Genomic DNA, 19,062 nt, shown 5'->3' on the forward strand with positions numbered 1-19,062 from the left:
GTAATGTTTCGGTGTGCCGAAACTCAGACTGCCGATCTGGCGAAAACGCGGCCGGCGCGGTGCGGCCGCGCTCATCGCCCTGCTGGCCGCAGCACCGCTGTTGACCGGCTGCGGCACCGGCCTGCGCCTGCCCGACGACGGACGGCGCACCGTGGTCACCACGTTCACCGTGCTCGCGGACATGACCCGCGCCGTTTCCGGCGGGGTGCTGCCGGTCGAATCGATCATCAAGCCCGGGGCCGAGGTGCACGGCTACGAGCCGACTCCGAGCGACATGCTCAGCGCGGCCAGGGCCGATGTGGTGCTGGACAACGGGCTCGGCCTGGAGAGCTGGTTCCAGCAGTTCGTGCAGCGCAGCGAGGCCAGGCACGTGACGCTCAGCCGCGGCGTCGAGCCGATCCCGATCCGCGCGGCCGGACAGCAGGGCGCGCCCAACCCGCACGCCTGGATGTCCCCGCGCAACGCCAAGAGCTACGTCGCGAACATCCGGGACGCGCTCACCCGCATCGAACCGGCGCACGCGGAGACGTTCCGGCGCAACGCCGCGGACTACACCCGGCGCATCGACGAGATCGAGCAGTACCTGCGCACCGAGCTCGGCAAGCTGCCCGAGCAGCAACGCGCGCTGGTGACCTGCGAAGGCGCCTTCTCGTACCTGGCCAGGGACGTCGGACTGCGGGAGGACTACCTCTGGCCGGTCAACAGCGACTCCGAAGGCACCCCGCAGCAGATCAAGAACACCACCCGGCTGGTGCGCGACCAGCGCGTCCCCGCGGTGTTCTGCGAATCCACCGTGAACGACAAGGCCCAGCAGCAGGTGGCGGCCGAGACCGGCGCGCGGATGGGCGGCACGCTCTACGTGGACTCGCTGTCCGAACCCGGCGGGCCGGTGCCCACCTACCTCGACCTGCTGCGCCACGACGCGGAAACCATCGTCGGCGGGCTCTCCGGAGGTGCTCGATGAGCGTCCACGCCCAGCACGTGACCGTGCGCTACCGGGACACCCTGGCCCTCGACGACGTCACCGTCGAGGTCGGTGCGGGCAAGGTCTGCGGGCTGCTCGGGGTCAACGGTTCCGGCAAGTCCACCCTGTTCAAGTCCCTGATGGGGCTGGTCCGCCCGGACCGCGGCGAGATCGGGCTGCTCGGCATGGAACCGAGACGCGCCCGCGCGCGGAGCCTGGTCGCCTACGTGCCGCAGTCCGAGGCGGTGGATTGGACGTTCCCGGTCACCGTCGCCGACGTGGTGATGATGGGCCGCTACGGGCGGCTCGGGCCGATGCGGCGACCGAAGTCCGCCGACCGCACGGCGGTGGCCGCCGCGCTCGCCCGCGTGGGGCTGACCGAACTGGCCCGCAACCCGATCGGCGCGTTGTCGGGCGGCCAGCGCAAACGGGCCTTCGTGGCGCGCGGCATCGCGCAGGAGGCGCAGCTGCTGCTGCTCGACGAACCGTTCGCGGGTGTCGACAAGGGTTCCGAGGCGGTGCTCAGCGAGCTGCTGCGCGGACTGCGCGACGACGGCCGGACGATCATGATCTCCACCCACGACCTCGCCGCGGCGCCCGCGCTGTGCGACGAGGCGGTGCTGCTGCACCAGCGCGTCCTCGCGCACGGCCCGGTCGCCGAGGTGCTCGCGCCGGAGACCCTGGCCCGCACCTTCGGCGTCCCGGAAGGAACCCGATGAACGTGCTGATCTGGCTGGCCGAACCGCTGCAGTTCGGCTTCATGCAACGAGCGCTGCTGGTCAGCGTGGTCGCCGCGCTGGTGTGCTCGGTGCTGTCCTGCTGGGTGACGCTGATCGGCTGGTCGCTGCTGGGCGACGCCGTCTCGCACGCCGTGCTGCCCGGTGTCGTGCTCGCCTACGTGCTGGCGCTGCCGTTCTCGGTGGGCGCGTTCCTGTTCGGCGGGCTCGCGGTCGCGCTGATCGGCGCGGTGCGCAACACGACCCGGCTCAAGGGCGACGCGGCGATCGGCGTGGTGTTCACCGGGCTGTTCGCGCTGGGCATCGTGCTGATCTCGCGCATCCCCAGCCAGGTCGACCTCAACCACATCCTGTTCGGCAACGTCCTCGGCGTGACCGACTCGGACATCCTGCAAGTGCTGGTGATCAGCGCGATCACGCTGCTGGTGGCGGTCATCATGCGGCGCGACATCACGCTCTACGCCTTCGACCCCACGCATGCGCACGCCATCGGGCTCAATCCGAAGCGCATCGGGGCCGTGCTGCTGACCATGCTCGCGCTGACCGTGGTCGTGGCGTTGCAAGCCGTCGGGGTCATCCTGGTCACCGCGATGCTGATCACGCCGGGAGCGACGGCGTTCCTGCTCACCCGCCGGTTCCCGGCGATGCTGGGCACCGCATCGGGGCTGGCGGTGTTCAGCGGGATCGCGGGCACCTACCTCAGCTTCCACCTGGACACCTCCACCGGAGGGATGATCGTGGTCTGCCAGGCGGCGCTGTTCCTGCTCACCTACCTGTTCGCACCCGCGCAAGGGTTGCTGTGGGAAGCGGTGCGCCGGCGCAGGCGGGCAGCGCCGGTCGTGGCCGAATAGTCCACTCACCCGGGGCGGTGGAGGTCTCCTATCGTGGAAACCATGACAAGCATGGCCGAGCGCCCGTCGCCGTCCGTCGAGGACTACGTCCGGGCGATCTACGGGCTCAGCGAACGCGGGGTCGCGGTGACCAACGCGACGCTGACCCAGCGGCTGGGCCTGAGCCCGTCCTCGGTCTCCGGGATGATCACCAAGCTGGCCCAGCTCGGACTGGTCACGCACATCCGGTACCGCAGCGTCGAGCTCACTCCGGACGGCCGCCGACTGGCCTACGACGTGCTGCGCAGGCACCGGCTGATCGAACTGTTCCTGGTGGAGGAGCTGGACTACACCTGGGACGAGGTGCACACCGAAGCCGACGCGCTGGAGCACGCCGTCTCCGACGACCTCGTCGCGCACATCGCCGCGAAGCTCGGCCACCCCACGCACGACCCGCACGGCGACCCGATCCCCACCGCCGACGGAGACGTGGAGAAACCCGCGACCCGGCTGCTGGACCAAGTCGAGCCGGGCACCGTCGGCACCATCGCGCGGGTCTGGGACACCGATTCGGAGCTGCTGCGCTACCTGACCGACCACGGCATGACCCTCGGTGCGCGCATCGAGGTCGTGGAGCGCAAACCGTTCGGCGGCCCGCTGGTGGTGCGGATCGGAGAACCGCCGGAGGCGGAGACGCACTTCCTCGGCAGCGAGATCGCCGCCACGCTGTCCATCCGCACCTGAGCTCGGCGAGTCCGCGAACGGCCGACCCGGAAGCGGTTCAGCAAGCCCGGCGCTGCTCGTCCGAAGTGGACACCGGTTCCTCGGCCGTGTCCGGTTCGGCGGTCTCCTCGGTATCGGCAGCTTGCTGGGAACCTGCGGCTTGCTGGGAATCTGCGGGCTCCGCGCCGTAGAGCTGCTCGGCGAGCAGCACCCCGTGCAGCTCATCGGTGCGATGCGCGCCGAGCACCGCCAGCAGCAGATCGAAGCGGTGATCCGTGAGCACCACCGCGACGTAGGCGAACCCGATCAGGCCGCCGAACACCAGCACCGACACCCAGACCACGGAGACCTCCTGCACCAGCAGGACCACCGCGACCGCCAGCACCAGGCCGGAGGCGAACGCCGTCGCCCTGGTCAACGCGACCTGCCGCAGCAGCGAGCGGAACGCCGGGTGCTGGCGGGACAACTCGCGCACCAGGCGGGAACGTTCCTTGCGGTCCATCTGCGCGACCTGGCTCAACCCCGCGGTCACCGGTTTGCCCGCGTGAAAGGCCATGCGTTCCCTCCTTCGCGCAAGTCGCTCGGTGCCCGTGCCGCGCTGAGCGCTCGGTTTCAACGTCGCGCTGAGCGCTCGGTTTCAGTTCGTCCGAAGCGCCGGGTGTCCGCCTCCGCGCCGAGCGCTGGGTGCGCCCGCCGCAGCGGTGGCACCGCACCGCCGCGGCGCACAACAACGCCCGCGCTGCGCAGCACCGCCGAGGTGTCGGCACCGGCCGCACGCGGGCACACTCCGTGATCCATCCAAGTCGATCACGCAGCGCGCGCCCGAAGCAAGGCGGCATTCGGGGGCGTTCGCGTTGCGGAAGAAGCACTGAAACGTAACGGCTCACCGGCCGGGATCCGGCCTTGATCGGCCGGTCGGCTGCAGTTCCGAACCGGACAGGAAACCGTCTCACTCTGAGTGATCAAGCGGCGCGGAACCGGCTCAGCGGCTGCGGAGCAGCCCCACCGGCCGACGCCGGACCCGCAGTCGGTAACCGACCTCGAACGCGCACCCGGTGACCTGGCGCGCCGCACGCCGCGCGACCTTCGGCGAGAACTCGATGCCCAGCACCGCCTCCAGCTCGGCCCGCGCGTCGAACCGCCATTCGCTGCGCACCCCGACGCTGTCGAAACCGCGCCGCTGGAAGAACGACTCCACCGCGACCGGGTCGTAGTGCGGCGCGTCGGCGCGCATCCAGTCGCCGTACGGCGGGCAGGCCGCGTCCAAATCGATGATCGCGAGCGTGCCGCCGGGACGCAGCACCCGCTCAGCCTCCGCCAATCCGGGCTCGCAGCCGGGGCCGAAGAAGTATGCCGTCCTGGCGTGCACCAGGTCCGCGCCCGCGTCCGCCAACGGCAGCCGCTGCGCCGGGGCCTGCCGCACGTCCACCCCCGCGCGTCCCGCGACCCGTTCTCGCGCCCGCCGCGCCAGCGGCGGATGCGGTTCGACGCCGACCACCGAACGGGCCGAAGCGCCGAACACCTCGAGGTGGAAACCGTCGCCGCAACCGATGTCCACCACGTCGCGGCCCGCCCAATCGCAGTGCCCGCGCAGCGCCTCCCACAGCGCGCCGGTCGAGTCCTGCGCCCGGTTCTCCAGCTCGTAGAGGTCCGGCCAGCGCCAGATGTTCGGACTCGGGGTGATCTTCGGCGCGGGCGGCGAATTCATTGCGGCAGCAGCCAGAACAGCACCATCCAGGCCACCACCGCCGACGGGAGCAGCGAATCCATCCGATCCATCAAGCCCCCGTGACCGGGCAGCAGGTTGCCCATGTCCTTGATCCCCAGATCGCGCTTGATCACCGACTCCATCAGGTCGCCCAGCGTTGCGCTGCACACCAGCGCGGCGCCGAACAACACGCCCTGCCACCAATGCCCGCCCAGCATCAGCGAGACCGACAGCCCGCCCGCGACGGTGCCGGTCAGCATCGAGCCCGCGAAACCCTCCCAGGACTTCTTCGGGCTGATCGAGGGAGCCATCGGGTGCTTGCCCAGCAGCACCCCGGCCGCGTAGCCGCCGGTGTCCGAAGCGACCACGCCGATCATGAAGCACAACGCGCGGAACGCCCCGTCCTCCGGCACCGCGAGCATCGCCGCGAACGCCGCGAACATCGGCACATAAGCAGCGGTGAGCACCGAAGCCGACACGTCGCGCAGATAACCGTCCACGCCCAGCCGGAACCGCCACGCCAGGCAAGCCAGCGTGGTGATCGCGAAACCGACCAGCAAACCGCGCAGGCCGAACGGCCAGGACAACCACACCATCAGCTGGCCACCGGCCAGCACCGGCAGCAGCGAAACCCGGATGCCTGCGCCGCGGCGCAACGCGCCCGCCAGCTCCACGGTCGACACCGCCGCGGCCACCGCGACGATGCCGATGAACAACTGCCGCAACATCAGCAGCGACACGATGATCGCGGCGCCGAGCACCACGCCCACCGCGATCGCCGCGCGCAGGTCCCGGCCAGCCCGGGAAGGACGCGAGGGCGGGTCCGGTGCGGCAGCGGACATCCACGACTCACCTTCGCGCCGGCTGGTCGTCACCACGGCCCGCCAACGGCCGGCGCGCCGAAGGCGCGGGACCACGCGGCCACCGGGAGCGGGCGGCGGCCACCCGGCCACGCGGGCGCCACCGGCGAAGGCGGCCCGGCAGCCGCGAACCACAGTTGCAAGACAGCCTCTCAAACTTCGAGGAGCTCGGCTTCCTTGTGCTTGACCAGCTCGTCGATCTGGGCCGTGTAGCGGTGCGTGAGGTTCTCCAGCTCCTTCTCGCCGCGCGTGCCCTCGTCCTCACCGGCCTCGCCGTCCTTGACGATCCGGTCGAGCTCCTCCTTGGCCTTGCGCCGGATGCTGCGCACGCTGATCCGGCCCTCCTCGCCCTTCTGCTTGGCGAGCTTGGCCATCTCCTTGCGGCGCTCCTCGGTCATCTGCGGGATCGCGATCCGGATGAGCTGGCCGTCGTTGCTCGGGTTGACGCTCAGGTCGGAGTCGCGGATGGCCTTCTCCATCGCGCCCAGCTGGCTGGCGTCGTACGGCTTGATCACGACCAGCCGCGCCTCCGGCACGTTGATGCTGGCCAGTTGGTTCAACGGAGTCGGCGAACCGTAGTAGTCGACGACGATGCCGGAGAACATGGCGGGGTTGGCACGGCCGGTGCGAACCGTGGCAAGGTCGTCCTTGGCCACCTGCACCGCCTTCTGCATCTTCTCCTCGCCTTCGAGAAGAGTCTCGTCGATCACGGCTGCTCCTTAAGGTGTGCCGGCCGATGTGCGCTGCTCGCCGCGCGGCGCTCCGGTGCCGCAGACGGCCCGATCAGGATCCCAGCACGCTCACACGGGCGCTGCGGCCGGGGTGCTGACCAGGGTTCCGATCTTCGCACCACGCACCGCGCGGGCGATGTTGCCCTCCTGCAGGAGGTTGAAGACCAGGATGGGCATCTGGTTGTCCATGCACAGGCTGAACGCGGTCGCGTCGGCGACCTTGAGCCCTCGCTCAAGAACCTCGCGGTGGCTGATGCTCTCGAACCGCTCAGCGGCCGGGTTGGTCTTGGGGTCAGCAGTGTAGACACCGTCCACCCCCTTGGCCATGAGCACCACCTCGCAGCCGATCTCCAGCGCACGCTGCGCCGCGGCGGTGTCGGTGGAGAAGTACGGCATCCCGGTGCCTGCGCCGAAGATGACCACGCGGCCCTTCTCCATGTGCCGGATCGCGCGGCGCGGGATGTAGGGCTCGGCGACCTGGCCCATCGTGATCGCCGACATCACGCGGGTGTCGATCTCGTGCTCGCGTTCCAGGAAGTCCTGCAGCGCCAGGCAGTTCATCACAGTGCCGAGCATGGACATGTAGTCGCCGCGGGCGCGTTCCATGCCGCGCTGCTGCAGCTCAGCGCCGCGGAAGAAGTTGCCGCCGCCGATGACGACGGCGACCTCGATGCCGCCGGCCACGACCTCGGCGATCTGCCGCGCGACGGTGCCCACCACGTCCGGGTCGACGCCGACCGCGCCACCGCCGAACATTTCACCGCCCAGTTTGAGCAGCACACGCCCATAGCCGTCGTACGACAGGCCGTCGTCGGTCACTGGGTTCCTCCCGAGAGGCTGTTATTCCACGGTGCGCGCCGGGCATCGCGCGCCCTGCGCGAACGCCCCGCCCGCCGGTGCGGCGGAGACGGGGCGTACAACGTCGCCGCGCTCGCCGCCGGCGCTGCGGGCGCCGGCGGCGAGGTCGGCGGGACCACGCCGGAGACGGATCACCGAGCCTGCAGGGCTCAGGACTGGCCGACCTCGAAGCGCGCGAACCGGGTCACGGTCACGCCCGCCTCGTCCAGCAGGTCCTTGACGGTCTTCTTGTTGTCCTGCACCGAAGGCTGGTCGAGCAGCACGTTCTCCTTGAAGAACCCGTTGAGCCGACCCTCGATGATCTTGGGGAGGGCCTGCTCCGGCTTGTTCTCGGCGCGGGCGGTCTCCTCGGCGATGCGGCGCTCGTTGGCCACCACGTCCTCCGGGACCTCGTCCCGGGTCAGGTAGCTCGCCCGGAGCGCGGCGACCTGCATCGCGGCGTTGCGGGCGGCCTCCTCGGAGGAACCGGTGTACTCGACCAGCACGCCCACCTGCGGCGGCAGGTCCGCGGCGCGGCGGTGCAGGTAGGTGGAGACCTGGCCGTCGAAGATCGCGACCTTGCTCAGCTGCAGCTTCTCGCCGATCTTCGCGGCGAGGTCCTGCACGGTCTGGTCGACGGTCTTGTCGTCCAGCGGCGCGGCCTTGACCGTCTCCAGGTCCGAGGAGTTCGCGGCCTTGGCTGCCTGCACGATCCGGCCCGCGAGCTGCTTGAACTCGTCGTTCTTGGCGACGAAGTCGGTCTCGCTGTTGAGCTCGATCAGCACGCCGTCCTCGGCGGCGACCAGACCCTCGGCCGCGGAGCGCTCGGCGCGCTTGCCGATGTCCTTGGCGCCCTTGATGCGCAGGGCCTCCACGGCCTTGTCGAAGTCGCCGTCGGCTTCGCCCAGGGCCTTCTTGCAGTCCATCATGCCGGCGCCGGTCAGGTCGCGGAGCTTCTTGACGTCAGCCGTAGTGTAGTTCGCCATCGTGCGTTGTCCGTCCTTCTTCGGAAGTTGTGCACAGCGGGAAGAGGTCCGGGGCCGCAGCGGCGGCACGCCGCTCGCGTGGCCGCGCGCGAGTCCCCGGTGCGGATGCGTTGCGGCGGCGCGGGCGGGCTCGCCCGCGCCGCCGCGGCCACCAGTGTGGCCGTTGAACTCGGCGCCCGCGCCGATCACCCGATCGCACGGGCGACCGGCGCGGGGCGGATCAGGACTGAGCGGCCTGCTCGTTGCTCTGCGGCGTGCTCTCGCCCTCGCTGGAACCGGTGGTCAGCAGCTCCTGCTCCCACTCGGCCAGCGGTTCCTCACCGGCGCCGGGCTGCGGCTTGTCCTCGCCCTCGACCGCGCCGTTGCTGCGGCCGCTGCGGGACATCAGGCCGTCCGCGACACCGTCGGCGAGCACGCGGGTCAGCAGCGCGGCGGACCGGATCGCGTCGTCGTTGCCCGGGATCGGGTAGTCGACCTCGTCCGGATCGCAGTTGGTGTCCAGGATCGCGACCACCGGGATGCCCAGCTTGCGGGCCTCACCGACGGCGATGTGCTCCTTCTTGGTGTCCACGATCCAGATCGCGCTGGGGACCTTGGACATGTCGCGGATGCCGCCGAGGGTCTTCTCCAGCTTGTCCTTCTCGCGGGTCAGCATCAAGATCTCCTTCTTGGTGCGACCCTCGAAACCACCGGTCTGCTCCATGTTCTCCAGCTCCTTGAGCCGCTGGAGACGACGGTGCACGGTCTGGAAGTTCGTGAGCATCCCGCCCAGCCAACGCTGGTTGACGTAGGGCATGCCGACCCGCAGGGCCTGCTCGGCGATGGCCTCCTGGGCCTGCTTCTTGGTGCCGACGAACAGGATCGTCCCGCCGTGCGCGACCGTCTGCTTGACGAAGTCGTAGGCCCCGTCGATGTAGGACAGGGTCTGCTGCAGGTCGATGATGTAGATGCCGTTGCGCTCGGTGAAGATGTAGCGCTTCATCTTCGGGTTCCAGCGCCGGGTCTGGTGCCCGAAGTGCACGCCGCTGTCGAGCAGCTGCTTCATGGTGACGACGGCCATGGCCTTGTTCGCACCTCGTGTGTCGGGCGCGCCGCCGGGGCGGCGCGCGATTCGGTTGCCGCGGCAGGCCGGGTGACCTGCCGCCCTGGTGTCCGCACCGGTTTCCCCACCCGGGCCGGCTTCTGCCGGTCCGGGACCGCGAGGTCGCCGCTGCGCATCGGGCCCGTGCACCGCTCCGCCGACCGCGCCCGGCCGTACCGGACATGCGGTGATCGATGGAAGAACGGTTATTTCGGTTGCCCGATGTCGACGCGCGGACACGCGAAGTCGGATCGTGCGCACACGAAACCGCGATTGCAGTGTACTCGACGTGCAAACCCCGCACCGTTGAGGTAGCGGATTGTCCACAGGTCCTCGGCCGGTCCACAGATTCCGGAACGGACCCTGTCCCGCCGGTCCGCAGCGGGCCACCTTGGAAGCATGTTGATCGCCGATAGGTGCCGCGCATGGTCCGCCGCGCTCGGCCTGGTGTCGCCGCTGCTCGTGCTGCTGATGCTGCCCGCAGCCGGAGTAGCGCAGCGAACATCACCGGCAACGATCGAGCCCGCACCGGAATTCATGCGGCCGCTGGCGTCCGCGGCTCCCGTGCTGCGGCCGTTCGAGCCGCCCAGCAGCGAGTTCGGTCCCGGCCACCGGGGAGTCGACCTGGCCGGTGCGGCCGGCGAGCAGGTGCGCTCGGCAGGCGCGGGCACCGTGCGCTTCGCGGGCGTGCTCGCCGACCGGCCGGTCGTGTCGATCGAGCACTCCGGTGGTCTGCGGACCACCTACGAACCGGTGCGCGCCACCGTTCAGGCCGGGCAGGCGGTGGCACCCGGCCAGCCGATCGGGGCGCTGGACCCCGGGCATCCGGGCTGTCCGGCGGATGCGTGCCTGCACTGGGGCGTGCGGCGCGGGCCGGAATACCTCGACCCGTTGGGCTTGCTCGGCGGTGGCCGGGTGCGGCTGCTGCCGTGGGACGCGGCGGATCAGGTCACTGCTGCGGCTCGGTGAGCTTGCTGCGCAGCCGCAGCACGGCCCGGGTGTGCAGCTGGCAGACCCGGGACTCGGTCACGCCGAGCACCTTGCCGATCTCGGCCAGCGTCAAGTTCTCGAAGTAGTACAGGGTGACCACGACCCGGTCCCGGTCGCTGAGCCGCTCGACCGCCTCCGCGAGTTGCCTGCGGCTGTCCCGGTCCACCAGCGCCGCGACCGGATCCTCGGCCCGATCGTCGGGCAGCGTCTCGGCCAGCGATGCGGTGCCCTTGCCCGCGCTGATCAGGTCGTCGAGCGCGACCACGCTGGTCATCTGCAGCTGCGCGAACAGCTCGCGCAGCTCGTCCGGGGAGACTTCGAGCTCGTCGGCGACCTCGGTGTCGGTCGCAGTGCGCTGCAACTTCGCTTCCAGCCGTTCCAGTGCGCGTTCCAGATCGCGCGCTCTGCTGCGCACCGAGCGCGGCACCCAGTCCTGCGCGCGCAGGTCGTCCAGGATCGCGCCGCGGATGCGTTGCATGGCGTAGGTCTCGAACTTCAGGCCGCGCTCCGGCTCGAACTTCTCGATCGCGTCGACGAGTCCGAAGATGCCGGACTGGATCAGGTCGGAGACCTCGACGTGCGACGGAAGGCCGGTGCCCACACGCCCGGCCACGTACTTCACCAGCGGCGCGTAATGCAGCACCAACCGGTCGCGCAGCGAATGATCGCGATGCTCGCCGAACGCCTGCCAGAGCGCGACGATCCCCGCCTCGACCTCGTCGGCGCTGCGCTGGTCGTCCGCACCGACGAGGTAGGGCAACGACTGCGGTGAAGCGGTCGGCGCTTTGTCCCGGATGTTCCCGATGTCCGCGCCGTTGCCGAGGTCCCGGCCGTTCCCGATGTCCCGGCCGTTGCCGATCTCCTGGCCGTTCGGGGCCCGGCCGTTCGCCGCGTCCCGGTCTTCCCCGGTTCGTGTTCCGCCACTTGATTGGGTGACGGTGTGTTCGCCGTTGCGACTGCCGTTGACTCGGCGCTCGCCGGTCGAGGCGTTCGGATCGTGGCCGTCCGGGACGTCTTGCGGTGCCGGATCGCCGTGCTCGTACGGCTCCGACGTGGTCGATCTCGATGTCGCTTCCGCGGCCGCGGTGCGGGCACCGCCCCCGGCGTCGTCAGGAACGGGGGTGGGTTCGGTCATGGATCGCCTTCAGCCGGTCGACGGTCACGTGGGTGTAAAGCTGGGTCGTTGCGAGCGTAGCGTGACCAAGCAACTCCTGAACGCTACGGAGGTCCGCTCCCCCTTCGAGCAAATGGGTCGCGGCCGAATGGCGCAGGCCATGCGGTCCGATCTCGGTGGCTCCCGGCACCGCGTCGACCGCGTCATGCACAACGCGGCGCGCAGCGCGCTGATCCAGCCGGCCACCGCGCACGCCGAGGAACACCGCGTCGCCCGAACGCTCGGTGCGCAGTTTCGGGCGACCGGCCGACAACCAGCGCCCGAGCGCTTGATCCGCAGGTACCCCGAACGGCACGGCCCGTTCCCGGTCACCCTTGCCCAGCACGCGCAGCAGACGCCGCTCGTGGTCGATCTCGGCCAGGTCCAGCCCGCACAGCTCGGAAACCCGCACCCCGGTGGCGTAGAGCAGTTCCAGCAGCGCGTGATCGCGCAACGCGACCGGGTCACCCTGCTCAGCGCCGCCGGCCGAGGCCGCCATCGCCGAACCCGCCTGCTCGGCGCGCAGCACCGCGGGCAACGTCCGCTGCCGCGTCGGTGCGGCCAGCCGCGGGCCCGGGTCCACGCCGAGCAGGCCGTCCCGGTGCGCCCAGGCGGTGAACGTGCGCGCGGAAGCCGCCCGGCGCGCGAGCGTCGCCCGCCCGATGCCCGCGGCATGTTGCCCGGCCAGCCACGACCGCAAGGCGGCGAGCGTCACCGCCTCCAGGCCGGACTGCTCGTCCGGACCGGCGGCGACGCCATCCAGCAGGGACACGACATCACCGACGTAAGCGCGGACGGTGTGCGGCGACAATCCGCGCTCGGTCGCGAGATGCCGTTCGAAGCCGTCCACCGCCGTACCGAACGGGCCGGGGAGGTTCGCCCGTGCCGCGCGCAGGTCGGGCCGCGGGGTGGAGTCGGACGGTCTGCGAGCCATGCCGCAAACGCTCGTCGGTGGATGTGAACTGGTCAAGAGGGCCACGCCGTGAACAGGCTCGCATCCGGCGAGCCGCGCCGACCGTCGAGCGCTCACCTGCTGTTTCTCATCCAGCCACCCTCCTTTCGCCGCACGAGTCCGGCGAGTTCCATTTCTGGCAACAATGCACGAACGGTGCGCAATGGAAGACCGCATTCGCGGGCAAGTTGCTCCGAACTCGCACCATCGCGAGCAATTACTGCATCATGCAGTTTTCTGGTGCACGGATCGAGTGCGTCGGAGCTGCGTGCCTGCGGTTCGGGATCGACCGGCGGCGCGGCACCGAGCGGATTGATCATCTCGAGCACCTGCGCGGTCGAGGTGACCAGCACCCCCTTGCCGGAACGGATCATGTCATGGCAGCCCACCGAGTTCGCCGAGGTCACCGGCCCGGGTAGGGCCATCAGCGGCAGGCCGAGCAGGTCGGTGGTGTTCGCGGTGTTGGCCGCTCCGCTGCGCGCACCGGCCTCCACCACCACCGTGCCCTGCCCGCAAGCGGCGATCAGCCGGTTGCGGACCAGGAAGCGATGCTTGCGCGGCGGAGTCCCGGGGGCGTACTCGCTGAGGACCACGCCTTGCTCGGCGACGCTGCGCAACAATCTGCCGTGACCGGCGGGATAGTCGACGTCGATACCGCAGGCGAGCAGGGCCACCGTCGTCCCGCCCGCGGCCAGCGCACCGCGATGCGCGGCACCATCGATGCCGTAAGCGGCACCGGAGACCACCGCGCACCCGGTCGACGCCAACCCGTGGCCGATCTCGGCCGCCAGGTGCTCGCCGTAGCCCGAGGCCGCACGCGCGCCGACCACCGCTGCCGAGAACCGCAGGGCCACGGACGGATCCGCCCGGCCCCGCGCCCACAGGGCCAACGGCTCCGCCACGCCCGCGACGCCGATCTCGGTCGCTGCCGCCAAGATCGCCACACGTTCCGCCGGCCACTCCGGATCCTCCGGAGTGAGCAACCGCGCGCCCGCGGCAGCACCGGCCGCCAACGCCGCCTCGCCGGAGACGTGCTCGCGGCGCGCCTCGACCTCGTCGGCTACGGGGGAAGGAGTCGTTCCCCGGCTGACCAGCAGGGCCGCGCGGACGACACCGTGCTCAGCCACGAACGCTCCGAGCGCGGGTGCCGGAGGCTCCGCGACCGCCGACAGGTATGCGCGCGCGACCCGTGTCGGATCGTGTTGATCCTGCGCAGACGACATGGTCACGTCACCTCCCGCCCGCCTGCTGCGAGTGCTGATGGATGAGCTGCCCGCGACTCGGAGCCAGGTTCGCGGTGCCCCGGTGATTCCCGGCCGGAACCGGCACGACGATCGACTTCCGGGTCGTGGGGCGCGGTGTGCAGGTGCGATGGCGCAACACCCACCCATGGGCCGCCGAAGCCTTCGTTGCAATGCAAGAAGGAGTGGCGCGTTTCGGCCTGCTTGCACGGGCAGGTGCCCGGGCGCCGCCTTACCGCGTTCAATGGACACTCCTTTCCCGGAAATCGAGCGCGGACGCAACGTGTTCCGCGCTCGGCGCCGGGCTGGCGTCCAGATCGGCCAGCGTCCACGCCACCCGCAGGCACCGGTCCGCTCCGCGAGCCGTCACCGCACCGAGATCGAGCCCCCGGTCCAGCAACGCCGTGGTCGCCTCCGGCAGGGCGAACTCGCGCCGCAGCAGCGGCCCCGGCACCTCCCCGTTGGTCCGCCACCCGTGCGCGGACCAGCGCTCGGCGGCCAGCGCCCGCGCCCGGGACACCCGTTCCCGCACGACCTCGGTCGATTCCGGCTGCCGATCGGGTTGCATGGTCATCGCCGTGACCGGCCGCATCCGCACCCGCATGTCGACTCGGTCCAGCAGCGGCCCGGAAAGCTTGCCGAAATACCGCCGCCGCACCTGCTGCGAGCAACAGCAGTCGCTGTCCCGGGCCGGGGCGCACGGACACGGATTCGTCGCCAGCACCAGTTGGAACGCGGCCGGGTAGCGCAACGTGCCGTCCCGGCGGGACAACCGCACCTCGCCGTCCTCCAACGCGGTGCGCAGCGCTTCCAGCCGTTTGGTGCCGAACTCGCAAGCCTCGTCCATGAACAACGTGCCGCGGTGCGCGCGGCTGACCGCGCCAGGCCGGGCCAGCCCCGCTCCGCCGCCGATCAGCCCCGGGATCGAGGTGGAGTGGTGCGGCGCGACGAACGGCGGATCGGTCACCAGCGGTGCCGCACCGGCGAGCTCACCGGCGACCGAGTGGATCGCGGTGACCTCCAGCGCTTCCTGCCTGCTCAACGTCGGCAGCAGGCCGCCGAGCCGCTGCGCCAGCATGGTCTTGCCGGTTCCCGGCGGGCCGACCATGAGCAGGTGGTGGCCACCGGCGGCGGCCACTTCCAGCGCCCACCGCGCCTCCGGCTGGCCGAGCACGTCCGCCAGGTCCGTCCTGGCCGCGGCGGACTCGTCCTGCTGGACCGGTTCCGCCGGGAAGTGGTCGAGTTCGCCTTGCTCCCGCAGCCACGCGATCACCTCCCGCAGGTGGGAGGCACCGAACACCTCGACGTCCTCGACCAGCTGCGCCTCCGCAAGACCGCTCGCAGGCACGATGGCGCGGCGCACGCCTTCCCGCCGTGCTGCGAGCAGCCCGGGCAGCAGCCCGCGAACCGAGCGGATGCGTCCGTCCAGCGCCAGTTCACCGAACAGCACCGTGCCTTCCAGCCGGTGCGGCGGCACCTGTTCCGCACCGGCGAGCACCGCGCACGCGAGCGCGAGGTCGTAAGAGGTGCCCGCTTTCGGCAGCGCCGCCGGCGACAGCGCCAGCGTCACGCAGCTCTTCGGCCAGTCCTCGCGGCAGTTCTGCACCGCCGCGCGCACGCGGTTCTTGGACTCCTGCAACGCCGTGTCCGGCAGGCCCAGCAGCTGCACGCTCGGCAGGCCGCCCTTGCGCACGTCCGCTTCGATCTCCACCAGCGCGCCGTCCACGCCGAACAGCGCGACCGCCCAAGTCCGTCGCAGCACCATTCAGAACACCCCCGGCAAATGCTCGAGGGACGGGCGCCCACGCGGCGGCCACAGGATCGAGATGACGTCGAAGCGGACCGGGCAGCCGGTGAGCTCGCGCTCCGCGAGCCACGCGCGCGCCAGTTCCCGCAGCCGCCGCACCTTGTTCGGCCCCACCGCGTCCAGCGGCGCCCCGTAGTCGACGCCGGATCGGGTCTTGACCTCGCAGAAGATCGCCTGTTGCCCGTCGGTCGCGACGATGTCGAGTTCGCCCTGCGGGCACCGCCAATTCCGCACCAGCACCGCCAACCCCTGCCGCTGCAGGTGTTCGGCCGCCAGCCGTTCACCTGCGCGCCCCAGCGCGTGCTTGCCGTATCCGTCCACATCGGACAAGGCGCCGAGCAGCGGGCTGTAATCGAGCGTTCGAGCCATGGTTTCCCTCCGGGAATGCGAGACGGAACGCGGCAGCGGAGAAACCGAACCGCGCAACGACCCCGATCACCCGGGGCCGCCATCTCCAAACTGCCCCGCGGCGCGCAGCGCCACCAGACTCAATTGGGAAATCTGTGGATGGACAGCAAGCCTGTGGACAACTCACCGGGCGAGCCCGCGCAGCAAAACGGGCGGCCGCCCACGGCGACCACCCGTTTTCCCCAGCAGGTGCGGCGGCCGAACCGGCCGCGGACAGCCTCAGCTTCCGAACGGACCGTTCTCCGGCAACCGCAGATCCGGCTTGTCCAGCTCCTCCACGTTCACGTCCTTGAACGTGATCACCCGGACGTTCTTGACGAACCGCGCCGGCCGATACATGTCCCAGACCCACGCATCCGACATCGCAACTTCGAAGTAGACCTCCGAGTCGGAATTGCGGACCTGCACGTCCACCGCATTGGCCAGGTAGAAGCGCCGCTCGGTCTCCACGACGTAATTGAACTGCCCGACGATGTCGCGGTACTCCTTGTAGAGCTGCAGCTCCATCTCGGTCTCGTACTTCTCGAGATCCTCGGCGCTCATCGCAGTGCGGGCCGCCCTTCTAGATCGCCGTTGCCCTTACGTTCCCCCATTGTCCACCACATCCTCGTCCGAAGCATCGAACAAACCGGGCTTACTGGTCACGGTGCGTGGCGAGCGCATGCCGTGCAGGCGCGCGGCGCCGACGACGTTCGAATAGCACCAGCGGTGCTCCGGACTCGGCCCGTGCTCCTCCAGCCGCGCCGTGTGATCCGGCGTGCAATAGCCCTTGTGCTCGTCGAGGCCGTACATCGGCAACCGCTCGTGCAGCTCGCGCATGATGCGGTCGCGGGTGACCTTCGCCAGCACCGAGGCCGCCGCCACGCACGCCGCGACCAGATCGCCCTTGAGCACCGCCACGCTCGGCGCCGCGAGCCCCTGCACTCGAAAGCCATCGGTGAGCACGTAGCCCGGGTGCACCGGCATCCGCGCCACCGCCCGGCGCATACCTTCCAGGTTCGCCACGTGGATGCCCAGCGCGTCGACCTCCTCGGGCGGGATGACGACGACCGAGGACGCCACCGCGCGGCGGGTGATCACCTCGTAGAGCCGCTCCCGCTCCGCCTCGGCGAGCACCTTGGAATCGGTGAGCCCGGCGAACCGCTTGCCGTCCCCGGCCTTGAGCACGCACGCCGCCACCACCAACGGCCCGGCGCACGCGCCGCGACCGGCCTCGTCGACGCCGGCCACCGGCCCGAGCCCGCTGCGGTCCAGCGCGCTCTGCAGCGCCCAGTTGCCGCTGCTGCGGCGGATCACCGGCCGTGGTGGCCGCCATTCCGCCGCAGCGGGCGCGAACCGCGCCCCCACGGTCAGTGCCGCCTCCGGGCACGCCGGTCGGACACCACGGCGGTGACCCGCCGGCCCGCCCACAACACCGGGAACGCCGCGGCGAACCCGACGCCTGCGGGCACTCCTGCCTGCCACGCGGGCGCGCCCAGCGCGTCGGCCTGCGGATTCGGTTCGGGGATGCTCTGCCAGCGCGTCGGCGGCAGCACGATGACCTGCGCCTTGCCGATCACGTTGTCCACCGGGACGGTGCCGTTGACGCCACCGCCGCCTTGGTACCGCGAGTCCTGCGAGTTCCCGCGGTTGTCGCCCTGCACCCACAAGCGCCCTTGCGGCACCGTCACGGGCGCGAACGCCTCGTGCCGTTCCCCCTCGCCGGGCTCCCAGTAGACGTAGGGCTCATCGAGCGGCTTGCCGTCGACCAGCATCCGGTTCTGCGGGTCGCAGCACGACACGGTCTGGCCGCCGGTGGCGATCACCCGCTTGACGAAGTCCTTCTCGTCCGGCGACCCGAAGCCGAGCAGCGACAGCGCGCCCTGGAAGAAACCGGCGACCGGGTTCGACGCCTCCGGCACGTTGAACTCGTTGTTGCCCCAGGTCTCCGGCCCGCGGAACACGACGACGTCGCCGGGTTCCGGGTCGGTGAACCGGTAGGACACCTTGTCCACCAGCACCCGGTCGTTCTGGCAGCCGTCGCAGCCGTGCAGCGTCTGCTCCATCGACTGGGACGGGATGACGTAGACCCGGGCGAGGAAGGTCTGGATGAGCACCGTGAGCACCAGCGCGGTGACGATCAGGATCGGCAGCTCGCGCCAGAAGGAGCTCTTCCGCTCCCGCTTGCGGCGGGAGCGCCGCCCGAAGCGGCCCTTGCCGCCGCCTTCGCGGTTGTCGGCAGGCCCTTCCTGGGGCTCTTCCTCTGGTCCGGTGGAGCGCATGACGTCGGCCACGCGGCCAGGCTACTGGAACGGCACCGGCGCCCGGCGCGCTCCCCCTGCGCGCGCCCGGTCCGTCCGGATCGCCCAGGAAACCGGATGACGTGCGAATTCGCCGATCATTGAGCGCTCGCGCGGAGTTCGACCGGTCCGCGGCGGGGTGCGATGCGGCTCATCCCATCCCGTCGTTCACTCAAAAGTGGATCAGTGCGCGCGAAAACGGCCCGGATGCCGCAGCACCCGGGCCGTTTCCGGAATCCTCGCCGCTAGCGCGGGCTCAGGAGGAGACGGGCTCGCGCCGCTCCTTGATCTTGGCGGCCTTGCCGCGACGCTCGCGCAGGTAGTACAGCTTCGCCCGGCGGACCCGGCCGCGAGCAGCGACCTCGATCTTGGCGATGTTCGGGCTGTGCACCGGGAAGGTGCGTTCCACGCCGACACCGAAGGAGATCTTGCGGACGGTGAAGGTCTCCCGGACACCGTCGCCCTGGCGCCGGATCACAGCGCCCTGGAAGACCTGGTTCCGCTCGCGCGAACCCTCGATGACGCGGACGTAGACCTTCAGCGTGTCGCCAGGCCGGAAGGCCGGGATGTCGGAACGCAGCGACTGGGCGTCCAAAGCGTCCAGGGTGTTCATCGGTGGTCCGTCCTCATCCGTGTCGTAGGCACCCGTGTTCTCGCGCTCCATGGCCCGGCCTGACCGCGGCCACCGCCTGACACGGGGGTGAGCTTGCATTGGTGCGCGCCAGCACAGAATCCGGCTGCAGCAACCGGTCAAGTGTGCCAGACGCGCAGGCAG

At 70.5% G+C, this 19,062-nt stretch carries 21 protein-coding genes; 5 read left to right on the forward strand and 16 right to left on the reverse strand.

Features of this window, described 5'->3' with window-relative positions; all coding sequences use genetic code 11:
• Positions 1-13 precede the first annotated feature (13 nt).
• Genes INP57_RS11610 through INP57_RS11625 form a run of 4 tightly spaced genes read left to right on the forward strand, consistent with a single transcriptional unit; the run spans position 14 to position 3,275 of the window.
• On the forward strand, positions 14-964 hold the full coding sequence (locus tag INP57_RS11610; RefSeq protein WP_295150940.1) for a metal ABC transporter substrate-binding protein: 951 nt from the start codon (positions 14-16) through the stop codon (positions 962-964).
• Entirely contained in the window at positions 961-1,683 is a 723-nt protein-coding gene (locus INP57_RS11615) for a metal ABC transporter ATP-binding protein (RefSeq protein WP_200070154.1), read from the forward strand. Before INP57_RS11610 ends, INP57_RS11615 begins: the two co-directional genes overlap by 4 nt.
• Positions 1,680-2,552 (forward strand): metal ABC transporter permease, encoded by an 873-nt coding sequence (locus tag INP57_RS11620; protein WP_200070155.1) that lies wholly within the window; start codon positions 1,680-1,682, stop codon positions 2,550-2,552. Before INP57_RS11615 ends, INP57_RS11620 begins: the two co-directional genes overlap by 4 nt.
• A gap of 51 nt (positions 2,553-2,603) precedes the next feature.
• Positions 2,604-3,275 carry a metal-dependent transcriptional regulator gene (locus tag INP57_RS11625; RefSeq protein WP_374220942.1) on the forward strand — a complete coding sequence of 224 codons (672 nt, stop codon included), beginning with the start codon at positions 2,604-2,606 and terminating at the stop codon, positions 3,273-3,275.
• A gap of 37 nt (positions 3,276-3,312) precedes the next feature.
• Here the strand turns inward: INP57_RS11625 and INP57_RS11630 are convergent, their stop codons facing one another.
• From INP57_RS11630 to rpsB, 7 genes are all read right to left on the reverse strand, one after another.
• The gene (locus INP57_RS11630) at positions 3,313-3,810 is read right to left on the reverse strand and encodes a hypothetical protein (protein WP_200070157.1); all 498 of its coding nucleotides are present in this window, start codon (positions 3,808-3,810) and stop codon (positions 3,313-3,315) included.
• 426 nt (positions 3,811-4,236) lie between these two features.
• Positions 4,237-4,962: a class I SAM-dependent methyltransferase gene (locus INP57_RS11635; RefSeq protein ID WP_200070158.1), complete on the reverse strand. Its 726-nt coding sequence runs from the start codon at positions 4,960-4,962 to the stop codon at positions 4,237-4,239.
• Complete coding sequence (locus INP57_RS11640) at positions 4,959-5,804, reverse strand: phosphatidate cytidylyltransferase (RefSeq protein WP_200070159.1); 846 nt, start codon at positions 5,802-5,804, stop codon at positions 4,959-4,961. Before INP57_RS11640 ends, INP57_RS11635 begins: the two co-directional genes overlap by 4 nt.
• A gap of 170 nt (positions 5,805-5,974) precedes the next feature.
• Entirely contained in the window at positions 5,975-6,532 is a 558-nt protein-coding gene (gene frr, locus INP57_RS11645; protein ID WP_200070160.1) for a ribosome recycling factor, read from the reverse strand.
• Between the two features lie 90 nt (positions 6,533-6,622).
• Positions 6,623-7,372 (reverse strand): UMP kinase, encoded by a 750-nt coding sequence (gene pyrH / locus INP57_RS11650; RefSeq protein ID WP_200070161.1) that lies wholly within the window; start codon positions 7,370-7,372, stop codon positions 6,623-6,625.
• Positions 7,373-7,560: 188 nt separating this feature from the next.
• Positions 7,561-8,376 carry a translation elongation factor Ts gene (gene tsf / locus INP57_RS11655; protein WP_200070162.1) on the reverse strand — a complete coding sequence of 272 codons (816 nt, stop codon included), beginning with the start codon at positions 8,374-8,376 and terminating at the stop codon, positions 7,561-7,563.
• Positions 8,377-8,596: 220 nt separating this feature from the next.
• Positions 8,597-9,436: a 30S ribosomal protein S2 gene (rpsB, locus tag INP57_RS11660; RefSeq protein ID WP_200070163.1), complete on the reverse strand. Its 840-nt coding sequence runs from the start codon at positions 9,434-9,436 to the stop codon at positions 8,597-8,599.
• Positions 9,437-9,856: 420 nt separating this feature from the next.
• Here rpsB and INP57_RS11665 point away from each other — a divergent pair, with 420 nt between their 5' ends.
• Positions 9,857-10,426 (forward strand): murein hydrolase activator EnvC family protein, encoded by a 570-nt coding sequence (locus INP57_RS11665; RefSeq protein ID WP_233627350.1) that lies wholly within the window; start codon positions 9,857-9,859, stop codon positions 10,424-10,426.
• Here the strand turns inward: INP57_RS11665 and whiG are convergent.
• From whiG to rplS, 9 genes are all read right to left on the reverse strand, one after another.
• Positions 10,407-11,207, reverse strand: coding sequence for an RNA polymerase sigma factor WhiG (whiG, locus tag INP57_RS11670; protein ID WP_200070390.1), 801 nt, complete (start codon positions 11,205-11,207; stop codon positions 10,407-10,409). The genes INP57_RS11665 and whiG overlap by 20 nt on opposite strands.
• Positions 11,208-11,556: 349 nt before the next feature.
• Positions 11,557-12,534, reverse strand: a complete 978-nt coding sequence (locus INP57_RS11675; RefSeq protein WP_200070164.1) for a tyrosine recombinase XerC — start codon at positions 12,532-12,534, stop codon at positions 11,557-11,559.
• Positions 12,535-12,626: 92 nt separating this feature from the next.
• Positions 12,627-13,679, reverse strand: coding sequence for a DNA-processing protein DprA (dprA, locus tag INP57_RS11680; RefSeq protein WP_307850023.1), 1,053 nt, complete (start codon positions 13,677-13,679; stop codon positions 12,627-12,629).
• A gap of 355 nt (positions 13,680-14,034) precedes the next feature.
• Entirely contained in the window at positions 14,035-15,558 is a 1,524-nt protein-coding gene (locus INP57_RS11685) for a YifB family Mg chelatase-like AAA ATPase (RefSeq protein WP_200070166.1), read from the reverse strand.
• Positions 15,559-15,969 carry a YraN family protein gene (locus INP57_RS11690; protein ID WP_200070167.1) on the reverse strand — a complete coding sequence of 137 codons (411 nt, stop codon included), beginning with the start codon at positions 15,967-15,969 and terminating at the stop codon, positions 15,559-15,561.
• Between the two features lie 258 nt (positions 15,970-16,227).
• The gene (locus INP57_RS11695; protein WP_200070168.1) at positions 16,228-16,551 is read right to left on the reverse strand and encodes a DUF2469 domain-containing protein; all 324 of its coding nucleotides are present in this window, start codon (positions 16,549-16,551) and stop codon (positions 16,228-16,230) included.
• A gap of 36 nt (positions 16,552-16,587) precedes the next feature.
• Positions 16,588-17,355 (reverse strand): ribonuclease HII, encoded by a 768-nt coding sequence (locus INP57_RS11700; protein ID WP_295149479.1) that lies wholly within the window; start codon positions 17,353-17,355, stop codon positions 16,588-16,590.
• Between the two features lie 2 nt (positions 17,356-17,357).
• Positions 17,358-18,281: a signal peptidase I gene (gene lepB / locus INP57_RS11705; protein ID WP_295149482.1), complete on the reverse strand. Its 924-nt coding sequence runs from the start codon at positions 18,279-18,281 to the stop codon at positions 17,358-17,360.
• Between the two features lie 262 nt (positions 18,282-18,543).
• The gene (rplS, locus tag INP57_RS11710; RefSeq protein ID WP_200070169.1) at positions 18,544-18,900 is read right to left on the reverse strand and encodes a 50S ribosomal protein L19; all 357 of its coding nucleotides are present in this window, start codon (positions 18,898-18,900) and stop codon (positions 18,544-18,546) included.
• Positions 18,901-19,062 lie beyond the last annotated feature (162 nt).

It is taken from the genome of Saccharopolyspora galaxeae, from assembly GCF_016526145.1.
Classification (GTDB): domain Bacteria; phylum Actinomycetota; class Actinomycetes; order Mycobacteriales; family Pseudonocardiaceae; genus Saccharopolyspora_C; species Saccharopolyspora_C galaxeae.

Excerpts from the sequence above, each read along its gene's own strand:
- INP57_RS11630 (WP_200070157.1), bottom strand. The coding sequence starts at position 3,810 with ATGGCCTTTCACGCGGGCAAACCGGTGACCGCGGGGTTGAGCCAGGTC.
- INP57_RS11625 (WP_374220942.1), top strand. The coding sequence starts at position 2,604 with ATGGCCGAGCGCCCGTCGCCGTCCGTCGAGGACTACGTCCGGGCGATC.
- INP57_RS11695 (WP_200070168.1), bottom strand. The coding sequence starts at position 16,551 with ATGAGCGCCGAGGATCTCGAGAAGTACGAGACCGAGATGGAGCTGCAG.
- INP57_RS11685 (WP_200070166.1), bottom strand. The coding sequence starts at position 15,558 with ATGGTGCTGCGACGGACTTGGGCGGTCGCGCTGTTCGGCGTGGACGGC.
- rplS (WP_200070169.1), bottom strand. The coding sequence starts at position 18,900 with ATGAACACCCTGGACGCTTTGGACGCCCAGTCGCTGCGTTCCGACATC.
- rpsB (WP_200070163.1), bottom strand. The coding sequence starts at position 9,436 with ATGGCCGTCGTCACCATGAAGCAGCTGCTCGACAGCGGCGTGCACTTC.
- INP57_RS11675 (WP_200070164.1), bottom strand. The coding sequence starts at position 12,534 with ATGGCTCGCAGACCGTCCGACTCCACCCCGCGGCCCGACCTGCGCGCG.
- INP57_RS11690 (WP_200070167.1), bottom strand. The coding sequence starts at position 15,969 with ATGGCTCGAACGCTCGATTACAGCCCGCTGCTCGGCGCCTTGTCCGAT.
- INP57_RS11640 (WP_200070159.1), bottom strand. The coding sequence starts at position 5,804 with ATGTCCGCTGCCGCACCGGACCCGCCCTCGCGTCCTTCCCGGGCTGGC.
- INP57_RS11665 (WP_233627350.1), top strand. The coding sequence starts at position 9,857 with ATGTTGATCGCCGATAGGTGCCGCGCATGGTCCGCCGCGCTCGGCCTG.
- tsf (WP_200070162.1), bottom strand. The coding sequence starts at position 8,376 with ATGGCGAACTACACTACGGCTGACGTCAAGAAGCTCCGCGACCTGACC.
- INP57_RS11620 (WP_200070155.1), top strand. The coding sequence starts at position 1,680 with ATGAACGTGCTGATCTGGCTGGCCGAACCGCTGCAGTTCGGCTTCATG.
- INP57_RS11635 (WP_200070158.1), bottom strand. The coding sequence starts at position 4,962 with ATGAATTCGCCGCCCGCGCCGAAGATCACCCCGAGTCCGAACATCTGG.
- INP57_RS11615 (WP_200070154.1), top strand. The coding sequence starts at position 961 with ATGAGCGTCCACGCCCAGCACGTGACCGTGCGCTACCGGGACACCCTG.